Genomic DNA, 18,795 nt, shown 5'->3' on the forward strand with positions numbered 1-18,795 from the left:
AGCCCTAAAGGGCCGCGAGCGCGTTTTCGATTGCAGCAAGTGCCGTGACCGTCCGCTCGTCCGGCTCCGCTCGGCGGAAAAACATCACGACGCTTCTGAGATTGCCAGCTGCATCGCCAGTTGAACCATCGGCTGCGATCAGCGCCTGCCCTTCCACCTCCAGGACCGCCAGCTCGATCCTTTCGGAACTGAGTTCGACATCCTTCACGCCGGTGCGCAAGGTTTGCGTCTCTTTGGTGGGGGCCGGATGCGGCCCGTACTTCAATCGCCGGCGCACGGCGCGCAGCGGTTTGACCACTTCATTGCGCCAGTCGGCCACGAGATCGTCGATCCGGGCAATCTCTGTCGGCGAAAGCGCCACGGAATTCGTCGTGAGCCAGGCGGAGAACAGCAGCACCGGCACGTCGACGCCGCTTTCGTCCTGAAGCAGCAGGCAGGCTTCGCCGACACCGGGTGCACCATAAAGCCGCAATGCGAAATCCCAAAGTCCCTGCCCGGTATCCGCAGCCATGCAGCCTCTCCATCGCCTTTCCCCGGCTTAGCAGCTTGACTGCGAAACAGGCAAGCTTCGACAGGTTTTCCCCTGCGGCATCGCGGTCGACGCCGAGGACCCCCGCGCCGTTGGAGCACCTCCATGACAGTGACTGCCGAGATATACGCGCCGTCCAGGGGAAATGTTTCCATGAAATTCTGAAACTCGGATGCCTGCTTTTTCAAACGTCGTGCAGCCGAGACGACATTCGTGTCCAACAGGAATGCCATCAGACTTCAATCTCGCGGTTCTCGAAACTGAGCCACGGAGGATCGAAATCCAAATCCGATCCGTTGGGGTCGTAAAGGGCCTCAGCGATGCTCTTCGGCTTTTTCCAGTTGGCCTCGAATTCCTCGTAGCTGACAAGCACATGCGTCGGCTTGCCGTGATCGGTGATGACCAACGGATTCTCGTTCGCGGCCTGCCGGGCCTTGCTCGGGTTCTGATTGAAGGAGGCACTGGTCATGTAGGAAAGAAACACCGAGACCTCCGGGGCAAACCTAGTATCTTTCTTCGAAAATATACTAGAATTGCCCGCCCTTCAGTGCAGATGCCGTCAGCCCTTGCCCATCGACCTTACGTTGCCCGCAAGTTCCGCCGCGAGCCGTAGTGCAGCGCCGGTCGCGATCACCACGGGAGGCAGTATCAGCCATTCGAGCGTCCAGGCCGCCCCTGAGCGCTCCTGCTCATGCACCATCGATTGTTGCATGCCGGAAAGCTGTACAGCGTTGAAGCGCGCGAGCGACACCAGCACTTCGGCGGCAACCGGGTTCTGCTTGTGAGCCATGGCCGAGGAGCCGCCGCCGCCGGCAAGCTGCATTTCGCCGCCCATCAGCGCGAGCAGCGCCACGTCCTGGCCGAGCTTGCCGAGCGAGCCGGAAATCATCGTAAGGATGTTTGCAAATTCCGTCAGCCGGTCGCGCTGGCTATGCCATTGCGGTGCGTCGGTCAGGAATAGTTCCCAGGCCAGCGCCTTGCGCACCTCGGCGGCCTTGTCGCCGAATTTTTCAAGGCTACCGGCAGCTCCTCCGAACTGCACGGCAAAACCGGCTTCGGAAAACGTGTCCAGCCGCTGGCGGTGGCGAGTCAACGGTTCTTTCCAGGCGCGGATACGGTCAGAAACGGTGATCGGGATTGCCGCCTGCATGCGGGTGTGGCCCATTAGCGTTCGGCCGCCGAATGCCCGGTCGATCTCATCGAAAGCCGTCTCGAGGGCGGCGAGCCGTTCGACGAACAGAGAGCAGGCCTGCTTCAGGCGGATCATGAGCGCGGTGTCTATGACATCCTGGCTGGTCGCGCCGAAATGCACATGCTTGGCGGCCTCGCCGCCGCCCGCCTGCTGATTGACGGCAGCGCGAAGCTGCTTGACGAGTTCGGCGACAACGACGCCGTCGCGCGCGGTTCCGTTTCGCAGCCCGGCCATGTCCGGCTCAAATGTCTGCACGGCTGCGGTTATGCGCTCCGCAGCCTCGGCCGGGATGACGCCGCAGGAAGCCTGGGCCTTGGCGAGGCCCGTCTCGAACGCCAGCATGGCGTCGATCTCGGCTTTTGCCGAAAACAGCTGTTCGGTCTCGTCGTCACCGACGAGACCGGACAAAAATGGATGCTCGAAAGCCGAAACGCTCATATCTACCCCTGGGCGGACCCTGATTCTTCGACGTCAGATATCGAAGAATATGGTTTCGTTTTCGCCCTGAAGATAGATGTTGAAGGTGACGGTATTACCGTCACGCTTGCCGATCAGGGTGGGAACCCGAACCCGGTGCTCGATGCGCGACAGGATCGGATCCGCCGCATTGGCCTCTTCCTCGTCGGAGAAGTACATGCGGGTGTTGAGGCCGAGATTGATGCCGCGGGCCACGACCCAGAAGGTGACGTGCGGCGCCATCAGGCGGCCGTCGCGAAAGGGTACCTTGCCGGGCTTGATCGTTTCGAAGGCGAATTCGCCGGTCGCCATGTCGCCCGGCTGGCGGGCCCAGCCGAAGAAATTCGGATCGGCCTTGCCGCGGGTTTCCGACGGGCTGTTGTAATAGCCGTCCGCATCCGCCTGCCAGATCTCGATCATTGCGTCCTTGAGCGGCGTCATCGCGCCGTCATAGATGAAACCGCGGATGGTGATGCGCTCGCCGCGCGTCTGGTCGTTGACCATCGAGCCGGACCCGAGGTCGGTATCGTAGACGCCGGTGATGCCGGAGAAGTTCGGCGTACAGCCGATATGGACATACGGACCCGCGGTCTGCGAGGCGGATTCCTTGAAGTAGGTGAGCGGCTGGACCATCTCAGTTGCCCTCTTTACGGTTCTCGAAGAATGTCGAGCGACGGCCGCGCAGGACGATATCGAATTTATAGGCCCGCATGTCGTGCGGGATGGTGTTCTGCATGTCGAGCGCGGCGATCAGGCCCTTGATCGCATTCTCGTCCGGAATGGTCTTCACGATCGGACAAATCCAGATCATCGGATCGCCCTCGAAATACATCTGAGTGATCAGGCGCTGGGCAAAGCCATGGCCGAAAACCGAGAAGTGGATATGCGCCGGGCGCCAGTCGTTGACGCCGTTCGGCCACGGATAGGGACCGGGCTTGATGGTCTTGAAGGCGTAACCGCCGTCCTCGTCGGTGATCGTGCGTCCGAAGCCGCCGAAATTCGGGTCGAGCGGCGCGAGATAGGTTTCCTTTTTGTGCCGGTAGCGACCGCCGGCATTGGCCTGCCAGAATTCCACCAGCGCACCCGGAACGCCGCGGCCACGCTCATCGATGACGCGACCGTAGACGAGAATGCGTTCGCCGAGCGCCATCTCGCCGGGCTTCGCGTAATTGACGATCAGGTCGTTGTCGAATTCGCCGATGATGTTATGGCCGAAGACCGGGCCGGTGATCTCGCTCTTGGTACCTTCCAGCGAAATCAGGGCGCGCTGGGGCGAGCGCAGCACCGAGGTCTTGTAGCCCGGCGTGAATGCCGGCGGATGCCATTCCCTGTCACGGGCGAAAAAGGGTGTCGTTTCTGGGGGTGTGTTCTTCATTTTTGCTCTCCCGCGGCCTTGTCCGCGTCCATTTCGGCATAAGTGGCTTTGGCGATCTTGAAGGCATGGTTGGCAGCCGGAACGCCGGCATAGATTGCCACATGCATCAAGGCTTCGCAGATATCGTCCTTTGTCGCACCTGTATTGGCGGTTGCGCGGATATGCATGGCGACTTCGTCGTGATGGCCGAGCGCGGCCAGAAGCGCGATCGTCACCATCGAACGCTCGCGCTTGCTCCAGTTCGGCCGCGACCAGACCGTGCCCCAGGCGCCTTCGGTGATCATCTCCTGGAACGGCCCGTCGAACGGCGTCTGGTTTGCCTGGGCGCGGTCCACATGGGCGTCGCCCAGCACCGAGCGGCGGGTCTTCATACCCTGAACGTAACGTTCCGATGGCGCGGAAGAATCGGCCATGTCTAGTCCTCGAGTTGTTCGATGAAGCCGCGGATCAGCGCGGCATGGGCGGCGGGGGCCTCGACGCAGGGGATATGCGCCGCGCCCTCGATGATGTCGTAACGTGCGCCGGGGATCAGGTCAGCGAGCGATTTGACGACTTCGGGCGGCGTCGAACCGTCCTCGCGACCGACGATGCAGAGCACCGGCACGGCGATCTTTTTGGCCACCTCGGTGAAATCCGCGTCTCGGATCGCGGCGCAGGTGCCGCTGTATCCGGAGATCGGCTGGCGCACGAGCATGTTGCAATAGGCTTGGTAGGCGGCGTTGTCCGGCTTGCGGAACGGCGCAGTGAACCAGCGCTCCATGATCGCGTCGAGAATGCTGGCTATACCGTTCTGCTCGACGGCAGCGATGCGCGCCGCCCAGCTTTCGGCAGTGCCGATCTTGTGAGCGGTGTTAGACAGAACCAACGCTTTTACGAGATCAGGCCGGTTTGCATACAGGTTCTGGGCGATCAGCCCGCCGACCGAAAGGCCGCAGACGATGACGCGACTTAGCTGCAGATGGTCGAGCAGGCCGGCAAGATCGGCCGCATGGTCTGCGATCGAATAGGGCGGATTGCCAAGGCCGGACAGCCCGTGGCCACGCTTGTCATAGGTCAGGACCGTATAGTCCTCGGCAAACTTGGGCAGTTCGTGGTGCCAGATGCGGCTGTCGGTTCCGAGCGAATTGATGAACACGACGACCGGCTTTCCGTCGCCTGCGCGCTGGATGTCGTAATGGATCACAATGTTGTTGATGTGTACAAACTGCATCAGCGCCTCCTCCCGTTCTTATAGATTGCACTAGTTTCCGGTTAGGTAAAATGATATTTCAGCATGATCCCCTAACCCCAGGGTTATTTGATCTTGATCAATTCTCGAGTCAAGTTTCGGCACTTGCATACATTTGTCGAGGTCGCGCGCCAGAAAAGCGTGGTCAAGGCGGCCGAAATCCTGCATGTCAGCCAGCCGGCCGTCACCAAGACCATCCGCGAGCTCGAAGAGGCGCTGGGTGTCGCCATGTTCGAGCGCGACGGTCGCGGCATCCGTATCACCCGTTATGGCGAGGTGTTCCTGCGCCATGCGGGTGCGGCACTCACCGCACTGCGCCAAGGCGTGGATTCCGTCTCGCAGGAACTGTTCGATTCCGCGCCACCGGTCCGGATCGGCGCGCTTCCTACCGTTTCCACCCGCGTTATGCCACGTGCCATGACACTGTTCCTCGCCGAAAAGACCGGCAGCCGCGTCAAGATCGTGACGGGAGATAATGCCGTTTTGATGGAGCAGCTCCGGGTTGGCGAGCTCGACCTCGTGGTGGGCCGTCTGGCATTGCCTGAAAAGATGACCGGCCTGTCTTTCGAACATCTCTATTCGGAACAGGTCGTCTTCACCGTCCGCGCCGGCCACCCGCTGCTCGATGGCAAGCGATCAATATTCGAAGGCTTTGCCGACTATCCGGTGCTGATGCCGACGCGGGGCTCAATTATTCGGCCTTCGGTCGAACAGTTCCTGATCGCCAACGGCGTCGCCAGTCTGCCGACGCAGGTGGAAACCGTCTCGGATGCCTTCGGCCGCGCATTCGTGCGGTCGAGCGACGCGATCTGGATCATCTCTACGGGCGTGGTCGCCGCAGATATCGAGGACGGGGTTCTGGCGACGCTGCCGATCGATACCAGCGAGACCCGCGGCCCCGTCGGCCTCACCATCCGAGCCGACGCAAACCCCTCGACACCGCTGTCGATCCTGATGCAGACCATCCGCCAGGCCGCTGCGGAGATCATGCCGGCGCGTTGACGCCCGGCTCTATCTTCATCACGTCGTCGCCGCAAAACAGGATGAGATAGTGACCGCGTGCCTGTGCGGCTTCGGCCCAATTGTCGAGATCGGAAAGATACGGCGCCTGTTTCCAGGCATCCGGATGGGCCGGGTCGACCAGTATTGTCAGCTGCGGCCCCTGCTCATAGACGAGCATCTTCGATGTCAGCGGCCGCCAGGCCTCTGGCACAGTCGCATCCTTCATCCACAGACAGAGGAAATCGCGGCAGAGCTGAGGTCGGTCGGCATAGATTGCGCAACCCTGCCCTTCCGTACAGTGCCGGCACCAGGCGTCCGGCGGCTTGTCCAGCGCCGCAATTTCGGGAAGCCGGCAGCAGAGCGTGCAGGTGCCGCAGGATCGCGCTGTCTTTTCACGCGCTGTCTTTTCAACTGTCTCCAAGATCTCGCCGCCTCAACCGCAAATGCCCGGCCAAACGACCGGCCGGGCCTGCGATTATACGCTGCGGTTCTTCTGCGCAAACAGAGACTGACGATTTCAGGTCGTTCGCAACTCCGGAAACGTGCGGCGCAATTCGTCCATGGAGCCTATCACCGCATCGTCGGCGCGCAGCGTGACCGAAATATTGTCGGCGACATTGAGCGTTTCCTCAAAATGCACCGGCATTTCAGCGCCTCCCTGGCGCACCAGCGTGGCCTCCTTGCGAAAGCCATGCTTCAGCAGCCAGTCGCGCGGGGCACTGAGGCTCACCGCCACATGGAACGCGCCGTCATCTTCCTTGCTCGCCTTCAATTTGTAAGTCACGGGAGATCTGTCTCCGCCGATGTCGATCTGGCCTGGGTAACCCGCTTCTTTCAGATGTTCACCCATATTTCGCTCCTTCATTTTGGTGAGCCCGTGGGACAACAGACACTCGCTTGCTTTGTTCCGTTTGAAAGACCGGCGGGTGATCAAGCCCGGTTGACGGCCGTTGACGGCCGTGATCGAAAGAGCCCGGGTGACGGAGACGTGGAGGAAAAGCGATGACGGACCGGGAACTGCTGCAGGCGCTGTTTGATGCTGCCGTGAAGGCTGCCGATCCGCTGACCGGGATCGTCAAGCACCTGCCCGCCCCGCCGGCAAATGGGCGAACCGTCGTGATCGGCGCCGGCAAGGGTGCGGCCCAGATGGCCGCAGCGCTCGAAAGCGTGTGGACGGGACCGCTGACCGGCGTGGTCGTGACCCGCTACGGTTATGGCTGCGAAACGAAGTCGATCGAGATTCTCGAGGCGTCGCATCCGGTACCGGATGCCGCAGGCCTCGCCGGCGCAAAGCGATTGGTCGAGGCGATCCGCGGCCTCTCGGAAAACGACCTCGTCATCGCGCTCGTCTGCGGCGGTGGCTCCGCCCTGCTGCCCGCGCCCCCGGAAGGCCTGACGCTGGAGGACGAGATTGCGTTGAACGAGATGCTGCTTGACTCCGGCGCGCCGATCTCGGCCATGAACGTGGTTCGCAAACATCTGTCGACCATCAAGGGCGGCAGGCTTGCAGCAGCGACCAAGGCCCGTGTCGTCAGCCTGATCGTCTCGGATATTCCCGGCGATAACCCCGCCTTCGTCGCCTCCGGCCCGACGATCCCGGATGCGACGACGCGCCAGGATGCGCTCGCCATCGTCGAACAATACAAACTGAAGCTGCCGGCGGCGATGATCTCGCACCTGAACTCGCCAGCCGCCGACGCACCGGACGCGGACGATCCGGTCTTTGCCCGCCACGAGCATTTCGTCATCGCTTCTGCCGGCGTCTCGCTCGAGGCGGCCGCCGAGGTCGCCCGCACCCATGGCGTAACGCCTTATATCCTTTCCGACTCTGTCGAAGGCGAAGCGCGCGACGTGGCCCTGGTGCATGCAGCCATTGCGCGCGAAGTATCGCTCCGAGACCGGCCGTTCGCAAAGCCGGCGGTTCTGCTGTCCGGCGGGGAGACGACCGTGACGCTACGGGCGAAAGGCGGCAAGGGCGGTCGCAACAGCGAATTCGTGCTGGCCCTGGCGCTGGCGATCGACGGCCACGACATCACCGCCCTGGCCGCCGATACGGATGGTATCGACGGCTCGGAAACCAATGCCGGCGCCTTTGCGGACGGCACGACGGCGAGACGCCTGCGAGCCGCCGGGCTCGACGGACGGAAACTGCTTGACGGCAATAACAGCTTTTCAGGATTTGCCGCGATTGGCGACATATTCGAAACGGGGCCAACCGGCACCAATGTGAATGATTTCCGGGCGATTGTGTTGAGATAGCCGATTGAAGCGGGCCTCGCGGCCCTCTCCCCGCCAAATTGCGGCAATCACTGCAGCTGCGGCTTCCTCAAGAAATCATTCCGATCCGCCGACTTCACTCTGAGCCAGGCCTCCCGTCCGTCACGCAAAATCCGCATCGGGATTTCGGCGCCTGGAGGGCCGCTGTTCCAGATCTTGCGGTAGAAGTCCGCGAGCCCGTCGACCTCGCCGTCGCGGATTTCCGAAATCACGTCGCCGCGCTTGAGGCCCGCCTTTGCCGCCGGGCCGTTTTCGGTGACGCTCATGACCACGACTTCGCCGTTGCTTTCCGCCGACATGGCGCCAAGCCAGGGGCGTGGCGGGCGGTTGAACTCGCCGCGATTGAGGAGATCGTCAAGGATAGGCTTCAAAAGGTTGACCGGAACGACCATGTTGATGTCGGCGATCTCACCGCCGCGGCTCATCTGCAGGCGCAGCGATCCGATCCCAAGCAGCTTGCCTTCCGTATCGATCAGCGCCGCCCCGCCCCAGGAGGGGTGGGCGGGTGCGATGAAGATAGCCTCATCCAGCAGATATTCCCAATATCCTGCGAATTCCTGCTTGGCGACGATATTGCCCCGCACATATTCTCCCTCGCCATCGGCGAAGATGACCGGATCGCCGAGCGTCGCGGTTGCGGAATCGCCGATCTGAAGCGCCGGCAGATCCAGCGGCGCCATGGCCTGCACGAGGCCGAAGCCGCTTTCCTGATCATAGGCCAGCGCATGGGCCGGCACGACCCGGCCGTCCTGGCGTGTCAGCCAGACGTCTTCTGCTTCGGTGATCAGGTAACCGATCGTCAGCACCAGTCCGTTTTCGCGGATCACCACACCGCTACCTTCCCGGCGGGTGCCGAGAATATTGGCCGTAAAGGCGTTGTCCGGAATGGAAGCACGAACGGCCACGACCGACCGTAAACTTTTCTCGATATCCATGATGCAAATCCTGATGAGGCATTACGCGGTCCGGAACCCCGCAAGGGTCTGCAAAGGCCAACCATACCGTCTCTTTAAGGTATGAATGTGGACGGCGTGGAGCAAGAGGCTGGAGAGAACTCGTGCTTGCAAAAAGTCTACCTCATGTGAAGCCCCTCCCCGTTTCCGGGAAGGGGAAGCGCGAAATCCTTAGCCTGCTGGCGTCAGCGTGACCGACGTTCCTGTTGCGGCGACGTTGAGGCCGAGTTGGCCGGTAACGCTCACCGTCTGCAGGTGGATGGAACCAGCGGTTCCACCGACGAGGATATTGGCGCCGATGCCGGCACCGACGGTGGCCTCAGCGGTCGCACCCTGGTAGAGGCCGCCAAGCGAACCGTGGTGATAACCTGCGGTCGGCGCAAAGACGGCCCAGATCAGCCGCGAGCGGGTGGTGAAGCCGAGATCTACGCCCATCTTGCGCACCACGCCCGTATAGCGGTCGAGGGGCTCGCTGCCGATCGCCGTCGTGAAGACACAATCTGCTTCTTTGGCGGAACCGACAACGTAACCGACGCCGCCGCCGATCGAGCAATCGAGATAACCGATGCGAACGCCACCGCGCTGGTCCTGTTCTTCATAAACCGGGACACGATCCCGGCGGGCAATCACATCGGCGGAAAAGGCGGCTCCAGCGCTGGTTACGACCGGCAAAGCGGCGAGCGCCACGGCAACAATCTTCTTCATCCCTGTACTCCTATAATTATTCAGCCGCCCTTGTTGAGACTCATGCGAGCGGGTTTGGCAGCGTTGGGAAACGCATGTGGCGGAAGAATGATCCCACGCCCGTTGCACACGAATTATCACCGAATTGTTCCAAGCGTGAGTGGCTACAGTCCGCCGCCCCTGCGCCAGCGGTTCGCGGAATCGGCCTGGAAGAGAAACCAGGACATCGGCGACCTTCCGGAACCGCGGCCATCCAGACACGTTTCTGTCGATCTTTCGAGGAGATCAGGATGGACAAGGGCAGGAAACTGGAATGGCTGGCGAGGTCCGGGTATGCGGCCAGGGGGATCGTATACGTCCTGATCGCCGGCATGGCGTCGCTCTCGACCCTCGGCGGTGGAGAGCCCGATTCCAATTCCGCGCTGCAGATCGTACTGGAACAGCCTTTCGGGCAGATCTGGCTCGGCGTGATCGGCATGGGCCTGATCGGCTTCATCCTCTGGCGCGTGGCGCAATCGATCCTCAACACCGACCGACATCAGAACAATGCGAAAGGGTATCTGGTCAGGGCGGGTCTTCTCGTCAGCGCCGCCACCTATACCGGTCTCGCCTTCTACGCGGTCGGGCAGGCCATGCATCTCGGCTTCGGCGCCGGATCGTCCGGAGGCCGCGAAAGCTGGACCGCCTGGCTGATGCAGCAGCCGTTCGGTCGCTATCTTGTCGCAGCCGTCGGCCTTGCGATTATCGGTGCCGGCTGCGCCCAGGCGGCCAAGGGCATCAAACGTGGATATCTTCGCTTTTTCGAAAGCGGTTTCGAGCAGCGCGCCGTCCTCAATGGCATCTGTAGCTACGGCCTTTTGGCGCGGGGCGTCATATTCCTCATTATCGGCGGGTTCTTCATCTATGCCGCCTTCGCCGTCGATCCGAACCAGGCCGGCGGCCTGGCGGAGGCCCTCGCCTGGGTGCGCCAGCTTCCGTTCGGGGCTATCCTCTATGGGATGACGGCCATCGGGCTTTTCGCCTTCGGTCTTTATGGATTGATCGAGGCCCGATACAGGATCGTGCAGCCGCCTTCGATGGATCGGCCGCTTCGCGCGATGCGGTCGGTCGTGAACTGAAATTAAGCGAGGAGTTTGGATGGCATTCCATCAGCGCGTGGCACGCAGAGTGGTCGAAAGGGTCATGACTTTCGAGCCGATCGGCTTGATGATGATCGCCTTTCTGGCAGGCGGGCTTTTCGCCTTCTTCCGGTTGACCGACGAGGTTCTGGAAGGTGAGACCCATGCCTTCGACGAAAAGATCCTTCTGGCCCTGCGCAATGCCACAGATCTTGCAATGCCGCTCGGACCCTATTGGCTCAATCATGCCATGGGAGACATCACGGCGCTCGGCGGGATCACCGTTCTGACCCTCATGACCGTGATGGGGACCGGCTTCCTCCTACTGTCGCGGCAAAAGGCGATCGCGCTCTTCATGTTCCTGTCGATCGCCGGCGGCTGGCTTTTGAGTTCGCTGCTGAAGCTCGGCGTGGCGCGTCCGCGGCCGGATATCGTGCCGCACCTGGTCGAGGTGAACGACCTCAGTTTCCCGAGCGGCCACGCCATGCTGTCGGCCGTCACGTATCTGACGCTCGGCGCTCTGCTGTCGCGCGCCCAACCTTACCGTTCGACCCGCATCTTCCTGATCGGCGCGGCGATCTTCCTGACATTCATCATCGGTTTCAGCCGTGTCTATCTCGGCGTCCATTATCCGACCGACGTCCTTGGCGGCTGGTGCGCCGGCGCGACCTGGGCGCTGGCGTGCTGGATGATCGCCAGACGCTACATCTCGGTGGCACCGGAATAATCCGGCGGCCGGCGGGAGGCGGCGCTCGTAGTCCCCTAGGGATCGGTATAGCCGACGGCTCTTACCCTAACTTCCCGTGCGCCCGGATCCTGCGAGAACAGGATGGCGCCGGAGGACTGGGATTGCGCCGGGACGTAGTCGAAGGTGACGTCGGCATCCTCGACCATGTTGTCACCATCGACGATCTCGCCGCGCACGGCAACGGCAGCGGCCGTCACCGTCGCCTTGTTGACGATATCGAAGGCGACGCGGTAGCCGCCTTCCACTGGGCGCCTCTCGGTGATGGTGATGGTGAATTCCGGCTCCATATCCGCGTCCGTCCAGGCCTTGTAGCCGACCCACGCGATCATCGCGACAACGACGAGCGCCGAAACCATCCCGGTCGCCCATTCGATCCAATGCGGCTCCTTGGCTTCTCTGTGACGTTTGTTGGCCGTTATTGTCATCGATCACTCGTTACAGGATGAGGCGGGCGGCAGCCGCCCCGATTGCGCCGGGAAAGGCGAGAACGATGGCGGACATCAGCATCTGCGTTGGCGCCGTGTCGTCGAGCCGGCCGAAGGTCCAGAGCACATAGAAGCTGATCAGCATCGCGACCAGGTAGCCCGGCAGGGTGAAGCGGAAGAAGGCATGCCACCACGGCGTCTCCTTGGGAATTTCATGGGTACCCTTGAAGGCGACCGCATAGACGAACCCGTGCATGATGGCGATCGACACGCCGATCATGACAAGCGCATGCCAGGGCGTCATCTTGTAGGCGATCAGGATGATCTCCTCCGTGGGCGCAACGTTGAGGTTGAGAAAGAGCGCACCGACCGCCATCAGGAAGAGTTCGCGGCTGTAGCTGGTGGAAATTTCGTCGGGTACAGCGTCGCCGCCTTCGTCCTGATCCTTTTCCCCGTCACCATCGTCTTCATCTTTGCCGGCCTGCCCGCCGAGCTGGGAGCGGCCGAGCAGAGCGCCGATGCTGGCAGGCACGGACTGAATGGCGACCTTGCCGAGCATTTCGGAGAGCGGCATATGCGGCTTGATGTCCCCGAGCATGATGAGGATCGCGGCGCTTATGAGGACGCCGAGCCCGTAGGCGATTATGGCGTCGCGACAGGCCTCCGCCGCGGTGGACGTGCGTTCGAAACCGATCCGGTGGGCGAGCAATATCAGAAGCGGGATATTGACGATCAGCAACAGGAACAGGCGCCAGCGTTCGATGTAGAACCCGAGCTGCCAGAGCTCCATGGTCATCAGCATCGGTATGCCGAACAGCATGGCGCCGGCGGCGCCACGTCCGAGGCCGATCAGGAAATCCCGGCTTTCGCCTACGTCATTGCCCCGTTCCGCCCTGGCCCCGTTCAATCCCGGCTCCCTTCCCTCTTGCGATAAGCGGAAGGAAACTCTGAAATCGGATCAAATGTTCCGCCCGGACGAGAACGCGGGACAAGGCATCACCGATCGAACAAATCTTGCCATTGCTTCTCGCCGATCAGGCAGTCGCTGGATGGCTGGTTGCTGGCGACCTTCTGCACGGTGGGGGACGGCGTGAGCCCGCTGATCTCCAGGACCAGCTTGCGGCGCACGGCGACGGCGAAATCCTCGATCTTGTGAACCGGCAGCACGAAGGAGCCGGGCCCGCCGATGACGCAGTCGCCGTAATATTTGTCGAGCCCGCCCGGTGCGCCGGAGGGCCTCAGCATGATCGCCAGGCCGTTGATGATGATGCCGGCTTCCAGCGCCTTCCCACGGACCGGCACGACTGGATTGCCGGAATTGTTCGGCCCGTCGCCGGAAATGTCGATCACCTGCCGCATGCCACGATAGGAATTGGCGACGATCATCGTCGCGCCCTGGGTGATCGCGGCGGAAATCGAAGTGCGGCGCTGGGTATTGATGGGCCGGGCCTCGAGCTTGGCGGCAAAATTGATGGCGTCCTGCTCGTTTTCGATGATTGTCCAATCGATAATCGAATCCGGCACCACGTCACCTGCCCATTCGAAATAGCTGATGGCGATGCGGCCGGTCAGCCCTGTCTTCACCGCGTCGATGAATTCCTTGTGCTTGAGTGCCTCGACATAACCCTCGCGCTGGACGCGGACCTCCTCGTAGTCCATGGAGCGGGACGTATCGACCGCGAGGACCAGTTCCACATCGACTTCGCCTCCCTTTTGCTGCGCGACCATCGGGGTGGTGGCAGCAACGGAAAGGCTCGTGAGCATCGCGAGTGTTGTAAGCATTGGCAATCCAATCACTGCGTTATCGATTTCGTAAAACTGTAACACAGAGCGGACCGAGGGCGACTCCCCTCCGCGTGCCTCCCTTCAACTTTCAGTGATGGGACTATATTCCGGAGCCCCCGCACTTAGTCTGCGCGAGACAAGGGCGGCTTGGGCACCGCCAGTTTCAACCGGCATCTGCAGGAGATTGGCGGCATGCCGAGGTTAAACGGCAAATGTTACTGCGGCGCGGTCGCTTATGAAGTGGAGGACGCCTTCGTTTATGCCGCCATCTGCCATTGCTCGGATTGTCGCCGCACCACCGGCTCGGCCTTCAAGCCTTTCGCAGGCATCGAGCTGCAGAAGTTCGCGGTTGTGAAGGGCAAGGACGATTTGCTGATTTTCGGTGACGGCGAGAACCACGACGCCCATTGTAAGCTTTGCGGCTCGCTCCTTTATTCGCGAGTGCGCGACGCCGCCTGGGTGCATGTGGCGATGGGCACGCTGGTGGATGCCCAGACAATCCGGCCGCACACCATATCTTCGTCGGTTCGAAAGCGCCCTGGTACGAGATCACCGACGACATGCCGCAATACCGGGGCCATAAGCAGTAGCTATTACCGGCCGGCCAGCGCCTTCAGCTTCTCGCCTTCGAGCCGGTAGAAGACCCGGTCCTCCTTCCGGTCGCCGCCGAGCCCGTCATAGAATTTCAAAAGCTGCTGGTTGGCGCGCGCCGCCGTCCAGTCGATGCGGCCAAAACCCCGCTCGACTGCGAGTCCCGCCAGCCGCTTCATCAGTGCCTTGCCGGTATCCTTGCCGCGCTCGGATCCGGCCACATAAAGCTCCTTGAGGAAAAATCCGGGCTGCAGGCCCGGTCCGGGATAGATGGCGGCAAAGGCTGCAAAGGCGATGATCCGGTCGGTCGCGGCGACCAGGATTTCGGTCTCCGGCGGACGGTTGGCGAGGCCGGTCAGGATCGCCTCGCGCGGCGGGCAGAAGACGCCGTAATAGGCCTGCATCTCCTGAAAGAGTAAGGCCAGTTCCTCGCCATCGGCAGGTTGGAAAAAACGGATATCCACAAAATAAACCCAAGTGAAAACAGGGCCACTATTGCGGCGGCATAAAGGCCTGTCAATTGACGCACCGCTATTTCGGCCGACCGCGGTTGACTTCGTAGCGTGCATATCCACAGGGTGGCACAAAAGAAGGAAACGCCATGTCCCGGTCTGAAAAATTCATCGTGCTGCCGTTCAAGAAGGTCCGGGGCAACGTAACGCCCGGCGAGATGCGCGTGGCCTCGAATGCCGCTTCGGCGGAGAAGATCGCCCGCGCCATGGCCGACCGTTTCGTCGGGGTCGCGGCCTATTCGGTTCAGGTCGATCTGGAAAGCGGGGACATGTCCGATCCGCGCATCCTTTGGCAGACAGGTGAAATCGCCGATATCGCGGCTTAGTGGCTTTAGCCGTCATCCTCGTCGATACAAGCTCGACCCCCGCTACTTGCGGAGGATTACCCACAGCGCATGCACGATGCCGGGAAGCCAGCCGCAGAGGGTGAGCAGGATGTTCAGCCAGAAATGCAGGCCTAGCCCCACCTGCAGGAAGACGCCGAGCGGCGGCAGGATGAAGGCGAGCAGAATGCGGATGATATCCAATGGGCGTTCTCCGGTTGATCGGTTCGGCCGGTAACGCGCTGGACGACATATGGTTTCAGAAAACACCCTACCGCAGCAGGGTCTTTGCGATGATCTCCAGCTGAATCTCGTTGCTGCCGCCGAAAATGCTCTGGGAGCGGGAATTGAAATAGACGGCGGAGGCGACCTTGCGCTCTTCGTCGATCTCGCTTTCCTCCGGCAGTTCGTGCAGCGGCCGGTGCTCTTCCCAGCGCAGCGCATCCGGGCCAAGGATCGAGGCCGCGAGTTCGGCGATCGATTGACGAATGCGGCTGCGCTCGATCTTCATCGTCGAGGACGGCACCGACCCCGGATTGCCACCCGCCTGGACCTTGGACATGGCCGAAAGCTCCAGCATGTCGTTGGCGTCGACATCCGTGGCGATCTCGGCGAAGCGCGCCATGAACAGCGGATCGTCGATCATTCTTCGCCCGTCGGGCAGTGGTTCCGAGGCCCGCCGGTGGAGGCGCGCCAGCATGGCCCGCAGCATGCCGCCCGCGAAGGCGCCACCCCGCTCGAATTCGAGCAGGTACTTTGCGATGTCCCAGCCCTCGCCCTCCTCGCCGATGCGGTCGGAGACCGGCACCTTTACGTCGTCGAAGAAGACCTGGTTGAACTCGTGCGTGCCGCAGATCGAGCGGATCGGCCGGATGGTGATGCCGGGCGATTTCAGGTCGATCAGGATGAAGGTGATGCCTTCCTGCCTTTTGCCCGTATCGGCAGTGCGTACCAGCGCGAACATTCGCGTGGCGTGATGCGCCAGCGTCGACCAGATCTTTGAGCCGTTGACGATGTATTGGTCGCCGTCGAGCATCGCCCTGGTCTTCAGCGAGGCGAGGTCGGAGCCGGAACCGGGCTCGGAATACCCTTGCGCCCAGACATCCTCACCGTTCAGGATGCGGGGCAGGTAGAAGCTTTTCTGCGCCTCGTTGCCGTAGCGCATGATCACCGGAGCGATCATCTTGATCGAAGCGCCGCGGAAATGCGGCTCGCCGGCCCTTTCACATTCCTGGTCGAAAATGTAGCGTTCGGCGAGCGTCCAGCCGGTGCCGCCATATTGCTTCGGCCAGGATGGGGCGACCCAGCCCTTGTGGTTGAGCTTCGCCTGCCATTTGAGGCCGACGGCGGGGTCGGCGAGGAAGCTGGGATTCAGCCGCTCGGCACGCGTCAGCCCCTCGTCCAGATGAGTGCCCAGGAAGGCCCGTACCTCGTTCCGGAACCGGACCTCTTCTTCCGTCATCAACAGATCCATGGAAAATCTCCTAGACGGGTTCACGCAACAGGCTGCCGGAGAGCATGGCAGGATCGCGGACGATCTCGCCATAGCGCTTCAGGTGGTCTGCGGTGGTGCCAAACGTGTTTTCGATCGCGTAGAGCCGGCGGAACCAGGCGCCGATCGGCATCTCTTGCGAAAAGCCCATGGCGCCATGCAACTGGATCGCCTCCTGGGCGACGGAGCGGGAGACCTTGCCGATCTTGGCACGGGCGCCGGAAACGCCGCGGATGCGCGTAACGCGCGGCGCATCGACGGAAAGCGTCGCGAGTAGTGCGGAACCGCGGGCCTCCTGGCATTTCACCGCCATCTCAGCCATGCGGTGCTGAAGTGCCTGAAAGGCCGCGAGCGGCTTGCCGAACTGCACGCGCTCCTTGGTATAGGCGACGGTCGCATCCATCAATGCATCCATGATGCCGACCGCTTCAAAGGCGAGCGCCGCATTGGCGCGATCATGGGCGGCTTCGATTTCGTCCAGTGTATCGGCCGCGCCGTCGAGGAGCGCAGAAGCCGGCACGGGGACATTGTCAAGAACGAGATCGCTGGCGCGGCTGCCATCGACGAGTTTCACTTGGGTCGAGGTCAGGCCGACAGCATCCGCAGCTACGACGAACAATTTTACTGTCCCGTCGAACGTTGCCGAGACCAGAAAGATATCCGCGAACGACCCGCCGGGCACCAGCGGCTTCTTACCGGAGATGGTGTAGCCATCCGCACTCTTCATGGCGGTTGCGGTAATATTGCCGAGGTCGAAACCGGTCTGACGCTCCGCATGCGCCAGCGCCAGGCGCGATGTGCCGGCGATCAAGCCGCCGAGGATCTCGGCTTTTTGATCGGCACTCCCCAGCTTTTCGACTAGCCCGCCGGCGAGAATGATGGATGCAAGATAGGGTTCGACCACCAAAGCGCGGCCGATCGCTTCCATGATCAGCGAGATTTCCACCGCGCCGCCACCGAGACCGCCATTCTCTTCGGCAAATGGCAGCGCCAGCCAGCCGAGGTCGGCCATCTCGGACCAGATGCCGGCATCGAAGCCGGTCTCCGAGCCGATGATCGTGTTACGCTTCTCGAAATCGTAGCGACCCTTCAGGAACCGCTCGGCGCTTTCCTTCAGCAGAAGCTGCTCGTCCGAATAGTTCAGGTCCATGACTGGGTCTCGCGATCAACTCGGCTGTGCGTGGAGCCCCTCCCCACAAGGGGGAGGGTTGAGAATGACGTGCCGTTTCATCTGGAAGTAGAGTGCACCCTCAATCCTCGCGCTTGTAAGCCCCGTGCCCCGGACGATAGGTCTTCGTATCGAGGAACTGCGACAATCCCTTTTCGCGTCCCTTTTCCGGGTCGACGAACGTCGTCTGGTCGGCCTTGGCGGTGAGGTATTCGGCCGACTCTTCCCAGGTCATCTCGCGCACGTATTTATAGGCCATGCGGGCCTGGCGGAGCACGGTCGGGTTCTTTTCGAGGAGCACGCGGGCGATCTCGACGGTGCGTTCGCGAAGCTTGTCGGCCGGCACCGCCTCGTTCACTAGGCCGAGCTGTTCGGCCATCCTGCCGCCGAATTTTTCGCCGGTCATGACGTAATACATAGCCTTGCGGTCGTTCATCAGCGTCGAGATCGCCTTGGAGACGACGCCGCCGGGGATGACCCCCCAGTTGATTTCCGAAAGGCCGAACACCGCATCCTCGGAAGCGATCGCAAGATCGCAGCAGATCAGCGGCGTGAACGCCCCGCCAAAGCACCAGCCGTTGACCATGGCGATGGTCGGCTTGGCATAGTGCATCAAGAGGCGCCACTGCCAGGCGCGGGTCGAGCGGTAGGCGCGCATGCGCTTGACGTCAGACACACCGTCGGTGGCGCGGAAGAAGTCCTTGAGGTCCATGCCGGCGGAGAAGGCCTCGCCCTCCCCGGTGAGAATGATGACGCCGGCGCGGTCGTCGATTTCAAGCGCGTCGAGCACGCGGATCATGTCTTCGGCAAGGCCGACGCTCATGGCGTTGCGCTTGTCCGGGCGGTTCAGTTTCACCCAGGCAATGCCGTCCTCGAATTCGACCTTGACGTTCTCTCCGCCCAGATCACTTGCTTCAATGGTCATCATGTTCTCCTG

At 61.9% G+C, this 18,795-nt stretch carries 24 protein-coding genes and 1 pseudogene; 6 read left to right on the forward strand and 19 right to left on the reverse strand.

Annotated features, from left to right (window positions below):
* Positions 1–4: 4 nt before the first annotated feature.
* From GQ59_RS21445 to pcaD, 7 genes are all read right to left on the reverse strand, one after another.
* A complete protein-coding gene (locus tag GQ59_RS21445) occupies positions 5–511 on the reverse strand; it encodes a TIGR02444 family protein (protein WP_037084837.1) in 507 nt (168 codons plus the stop codon).
* Positions 512–761: 250 nt separating this feature from the next.
* Positions 762–1,013 (reverse strand): type II toxin-antitoxin system Phd/YefM family antitoxin, encoded by a 252-nt coding sequence (locus tag GQ59_RS21450; RefSeq protein WP_174459630.1) that lies wholly within the window; start codon positions 1,011–1,013, stop codon positions 762–764.
* A 75-nt stretch (positions 1,014–1,088) separates the two neighbouring features.
* Entirely contained in the window at positions 1,089–2,159 is a 1,071-nt protein-coding gene (locus GQ59_RS21455) for a 3-carboxy-cis,cis-muconate cycloisomerase (protein ID WP_037084838.1), read from the reverse strand.
* Between the two features lie 33 nt (positions 2,160–2,192).
* On the reverse strand, positions 2,193–2,810 hold the full coding sequence (gene pcaG / locus GQ59_RS21460) for a protocatechuate 3,4-dioxygenase subunit alpha (protein ID WP_037084840.1): 618 nt from the start codon (positions 2,808–2,810) through the stop codon (positions 2,193–2,195).
* A 1-nt stretch (position 2,811) separates the two neighbouring features.
* Positions 2,812–3,552 carry a protocatechuate 3,4-dioxygenase subunit beta gene (gene pcaH, locus GQ59_RS21465; RefSeq protein WP_037084842.1) on the reverse strand — a complete coding sequence of 247 codons (741 nt, stop codon included), beginning with the start codon at positions 3,550–3,552 and terminating at the stop codon, positions 2,812–2,814.
* Positions 3,549–3,965 (reverse strand): 4-carboxymuconolactone decarboxylase, encoded by a 417-nt coding sequence (gene pcaC / locus GQ59_RS21470; protein WP_037084844.1) that lies wholly within the window; start codon positions 3,963–3,965, stop codon positions 3,549–3,551. The genes pcaH and pcaC overlap by 4 nt, the downstream gene beginning before the upstream one ends.
* Positions 3,966–3,967: 2 nt before the next feature.
* On the reverse strand, positions 3,968–4,762 hold the full coding sequence (gene pcaD, locus GQ59_RS21475; protein ID WP_037084848.1) for a 3-oxoadipate enol-lactonase: 795 nt from the start codon (positions 4,760–4,762) through the stop codon (positions 3,968–3,970).
* Positions 4,763–4,855: 93 nt separating this feature from the next.
* Here pcaD and pcaQ point away from each other — a divergent pair, with 93 nt between their 5' ends.
* Positions 4,856–5,782, forward strand: a complete 927-nt coding sequence (gene pcaQ, locus GQ59_RS21480; protein ID WP_037085108.1) for a pca operon transcription factor PcaQ — start codon at positions 4,856–4,858, stop codon at positions 5,780–5,782.
* Here the strand turns inward: pcaQ and GQ59_RS21485 are convergent.
* Together GQ59_RS21485 and GQ59_RS21490 are read right to left on the reverse strand one after the other, a co-directional pair.
* A complete protein-coding gene (locus GQ59_RS21485; protein ID WP_051904116.1) occupies positions 5,766–6,203 on the reverse strand; it encodes a hypothetical protein in 438 nt (145 codons plus the stop codon). The two genes, pcaQ and GQ59_RS21485, sit on opposite strands and share 17 nt — an antisense overlap.
* A gap of 96 nt (positions 6,204–6,299) precedes the next feature.
* Positions 6,300–6,632 (reverse strand): hypothetical protein, encoded by a 333-nt coding sequence (locus GQ59_RS21490; protein WP_037084849.1) that lies wholly within the window; start codon positions 6,630–6,632, stop codon positions 6,300–6,302.
* Between the two features lie 152 nt (positions 6,633–6,784).
* Here GQ59_RS21490 and GQ59_RS21495 point away from each other — a divergent pair, with 152 nt between their 5' ends.
* Entirely contained in the window at positions 6,785–8,041 is a 1,257-nt protein-coding gene (locus GQ59_RS21495) for a glycerate kinase type-2 family protein (protein ID WP_037084851.1), read from the forward strand.
* Positions 8,042–8,088: 47 nt separating this feature from the next.
* On the opposite strand, the gene GQ59_RS21500 is transcribed toward GQ59_RS21495, so the two are convergent.
* Entirely contained in the window at positions 8,089–8,994 is a 906-nt protein-coding gene (locus tag GQ59_RS21500; RefSeq protein ID WP_037084853.1) for a S1C family serine protease, read from the reverse strand.
* A 189-nt stretch (positions 8,995–9,183) separates the two neighbouring features.
* Positions 9,184–9,717: a DUF992 domain-containing protein gene (locus GQ59_RS21505; RefSeq protein ID WP_037084855.1), complete on the reverse strand. Its 534-nt coding sequence runs from the start codon at positions 9,715–9,717 to the stop codon at positions 9,184–9,186.
* Positions 9,718–9,986: 269 nt separating this feature from the next.
* Here GQ59_RS21505 and GQ59_RS21510 point away from each other — a divergent pair, with 269 nt between their 5' ends.
* Positions 9,987–10,814 (forward strand): DUF1206 domain-containing protein, encoded by an 828-nt coding sequence (locus GQ59_RS21510; RefSeq protein ID WP_037084859.1) that lies wholly within the window; start codon positions 9,987–9,989, stop codon positions 10,812–10,814.
* Positions 10,815–10,833: 19 nt separating this feature from the next.
* On the forward strand, positions 10,834–11,541 hold the full coding sequence (locus GQ59_RS21515; RefSeq protein ID WP_037084864.1) for a phosphatase PAP2 family protein: 708 nt from the start codon (positions 10,834–10,836) through the stop codon (positions 11,539–11,541).
* A gap of 35 nt (positions 11,542–11,576) precedes the next feature.
* Here the strand turns inward: GQ59_RS21515 and GQ59_RS21520 are convergent, their stop codons facing one another.
* The 3 genes from GQ59_RS21520 to GQ59_RS21530 all read right to left on the reverse strand — a co-directional run bounded on the left by GQ59_RS21520 (position 11,577) and on the right by GQ59_RS21530 (position 13,769).
* On the reverse strand, positions 11,577–11,987 hold the full coding sequence (locus tag GQ59_RS21520; protein WP_037084867.1) for a TIGR02588 family protein: 411 nt from the start codon (positions 11,985–11,987) through the stop codon (positions 11,577–11,579).
* Between the two features lie 10 nt (positions 11,988–11,997).
* Positions 11,998–12,894, reverse strand: a complete 897-nt coding sequence (locus GQ59_RS21525) for a TIGR02587 family membrane protein (protein WP_037084868.1) — start codon at positions 12,892–12,894, stop codon at positions 11,998–12,000.
* Between the two features lie 89 nt (positions 12,895–12,983).
* On the reverse strand, positions 12,984–13,769 hold the full coding sequence (locus GQ59_RS21530; protein WP_037084872.1) for a DUF1194 domain-containing protein: 786 nt from the start codon (positions 13,767–13,769) through the stop codon (positions 12,984–12,986).
* Positions 13,770–13,964: 195 nt separating this feature from the next.
* Between GQ59_RS21530 and GQ59_RS21535 the strand changes: the two are divergent.
* A pseudogene (locus GQ59_RS21535) lies at positions 13,965–14,362 on the forward strand (GFA family protein).
* Positions 14,363–14,365: 3 nt separating this feature from the next.
* Here GQ59_RS21535 and GQ59_RS21540 read toward each other — a convergent pair.
* The gene (locus GQ59_RS21540) at positions 14,366–14,767 is read right to left on the reverse strand and encodes a GNAT family N-acetyltransferase (RefSeq protein WP_084683257.1); all 402 of its coding nucleotides are present in this window, start codon (positions 14,765–14,767) and stop codon (positions 14,366–14,368) included.
* A gap of 197 nt (positions 14,768–14,964) precedes the next feature.
* On the opposite strand from GQ59_RS21540, the gene GQ59_RS21545 reads away from it, so the two are divergent.
* Positions 14,965–15,201, forward strand: coding sequence for a hypothetical protein (locus GQ59_RS21545; RefSeq protein ID WP_037084876.1), 237 nt, complete (start codon positions 14,965–14,967; stop codon positions 15,199–15,201).
* Positions 15,202–15,243: 42 nt separating this feature from the next.
* Here the strand turns inward: GQ59_RS21545 and GQ59_RS31365 are convergent, their stop codons facing one another.
* The 4 genes from GQ59_RS31365 to GQ59_RS21565 all read right to left on the reverse strand — a co-directional run bounded on the left by GQ59_RS31365 (position 15,244) and on the right by GQ59_RS21565 (position 18,783).
* Positions 15,244–15,402, reverse strand: coding sequence for a YqaE/Pmp3 family membrane protein (locus GQ59_RS31365; RefSeq protein ID WP_007771448.1), 159 nt, complete (start codon positions 15,400–15,402; stop codon positions 15,244–15,246).
* 67 nt (positions 15,403–15,469) lie between these two features.
* The gene (locus tag GQ59_RS21555) at positions 15,470–16,672 is read right to left on the reverse strand and encodes an acyl-CoA dehydrogenase family protein (RefSeq protein ID WP_037084878.1); all 1,203 of its coding nucleotides are present in this window, start codon (positions 16,670–16,672) and stop codon (positions 15,470–15,472) included.
* A gap of 10 nt (positions 16,673–16,682) precedes the next feature.
* Positions 16,683–17,840 (reverse strand): acyl-CoA dehydrogenase family protein, encoded by a 1,158-nt coding sequence (locus GQ59_RS21560; protein WP_037084880.1) that lies wholly within the window; start codon positions 17,838–17,840, stop codon positions 16,683–16,685.
* Between the two features lie 100 nt (positions 17,841–17,940).
* Positions 17,941–18,783 (reverse strand): p-hydroxycinnamoyl CoA hydratase/lyase, encoded by an 843-nt coding sequence (locus GQ59_RS21565; RefSeq protein WP_037084882.1) that lies wholly within the window; start codon positions 18,781–18,783, stop codon positions 17,941–17,943.
* Between the last annotated feature and the right edge of the window lie 12 nt (positions 18,784–18,795).

The organism is Neorhizobium vignae (assembly GCF_000732195.1).
In the GTDB taxonomy this organism is placed as follows: Bacteria; Pseudomonadota; Alphaproteobacteria; order Rhizobiales; family Rhizobiaceae; genus Neorhizobium; species Neorhizobium vignae.

Coding starts and splice junctions, on each gene's coding strand:
- GQ59_RS21520 (WP_037084867.1), bottom strand. CDS start 11,987: ATGACAATAACGGCCAACAAACGTCACAGAGAAGCCAAGGAGCCGCAT.
- GQ59_RS21495 (WP_037084851.1), top strand. CDS start 6,785: ATGACGGACCGGGAACTGCTGCAGGCGCTGTTTGATGCTGCCGTGAAG.
- GQ59_RS21510 (WP_037084859.1), top strand. CDS start 9,987: ATGGACAAGGGCAGGAAACTGGAATGGCTGGCGAGGTCCGGGTATGCG.
- GQ59_RS21540 (WP_084683257.1), bottom strand. CDS start 14,767: ATGCAGGCCTATTACGGCGTCTTCTGCCCGCCGCGCGAGGCGATCCTG.
- GQ59_RS21490 (WP_037084849.1), bottom strand. CDS start 6,632: ATGGGTGAACATCTGAAAGAAGCGGGTTACCCAGGCCAGATCGACATC.
- GQ59_RS21445 (WP_037084837.1), bottom strand. CDS start 511: ATGGCTGCGGATACCGGGCAGGGACTTTGGGATTTCGCATTGCGGCTT.
- GQ59_RS21505 (WP_037084855.1), bottom strand. CDS start 9,717: ATGAAGAAGATTGTTGCCGTGGCGCTCGCCGCTTTGCCGGTCGTAACC.
- GQ59_RS21515 (WP_037084864.1), top strand. CDS start 10,834: ATGGCATTCCATCAGCGCGTGGCACGCAGAGTGGTCGAAAGGGTCATG.
- GQ59_RS21545 (WP_037084876.1), top strand. CDS start 14,965: ATGTCCCGGTCTGAAAAATTCATCGTGCTGCCGTTCAAGAAGGTCCGG.
- GQ59_RS21500 (WP_037084853.1), bottom strand. CDS start 8,994: ATGGATATCGAGAAAAGTTTACGGTCGGTCGTGGCCGTTCGTGCTTCC.
- GQ59_RS21455 (WP_037084838.1), bottom strand. CDS start 2,159: ATGAGCGTTTCGGCTTTCGAGCATCCATTTTTGTCCGGTCTCGTCGGT.
- GQ59_RS21530 (WP_037084872.1), bottom strand. CDS start 13,769: ATGCTTACAACACTCGCGATGCTCACGAGCCTTTCCGTTGCTGCCACC.
- GQ59_RS21565 (WP_037084882.1), bottom strand. CDS start 18,783: ATGACCATTGAAGCAAGTGATCTGGGCGGAGAGAACGTCAAGGTCGAA.
- pcaC (WP_037084844.1), bottom strand. CDS start 3,965: ATGGCCGATTCTTCCGCGCCATCGGAACGTTACGTTCAGGGTATGAAG.
- GQ59_RS21560 (WP_037084880.1), bottom strand. CDS start 17,840: ATGGACCTGAACTATTCGGACGAGCAGCTTCTGCTGAAGGAAAGCGCC.
- pcaH (WP_037084842.1), bottom strand. CDS start 3,552: ATGAAGAACACACCCCCAGAAACGACACCCTTTTTCGCCCGTGACAGG.
- GQ59_RS21555 (WP_037084878.1), bottom strand. CDS start 16,672: ATGGATCTGTTGATGACGGAAGAAGAGGTCCGGTTCCGGAACGAGGTA.
- pcaG (WP_037084840.1), bottom strand. CDS start 2,810: ATGGTCCAGCCGCTCACCTACTTCAAGGAATCCGCCTCGCAGACCGCG.
- pcaD (WP_037084848.1), bottom strand. CDS start 4,762: ATGCAGTTTGTACACATCAACAACATTGTGATCCATTACGACATCCAG.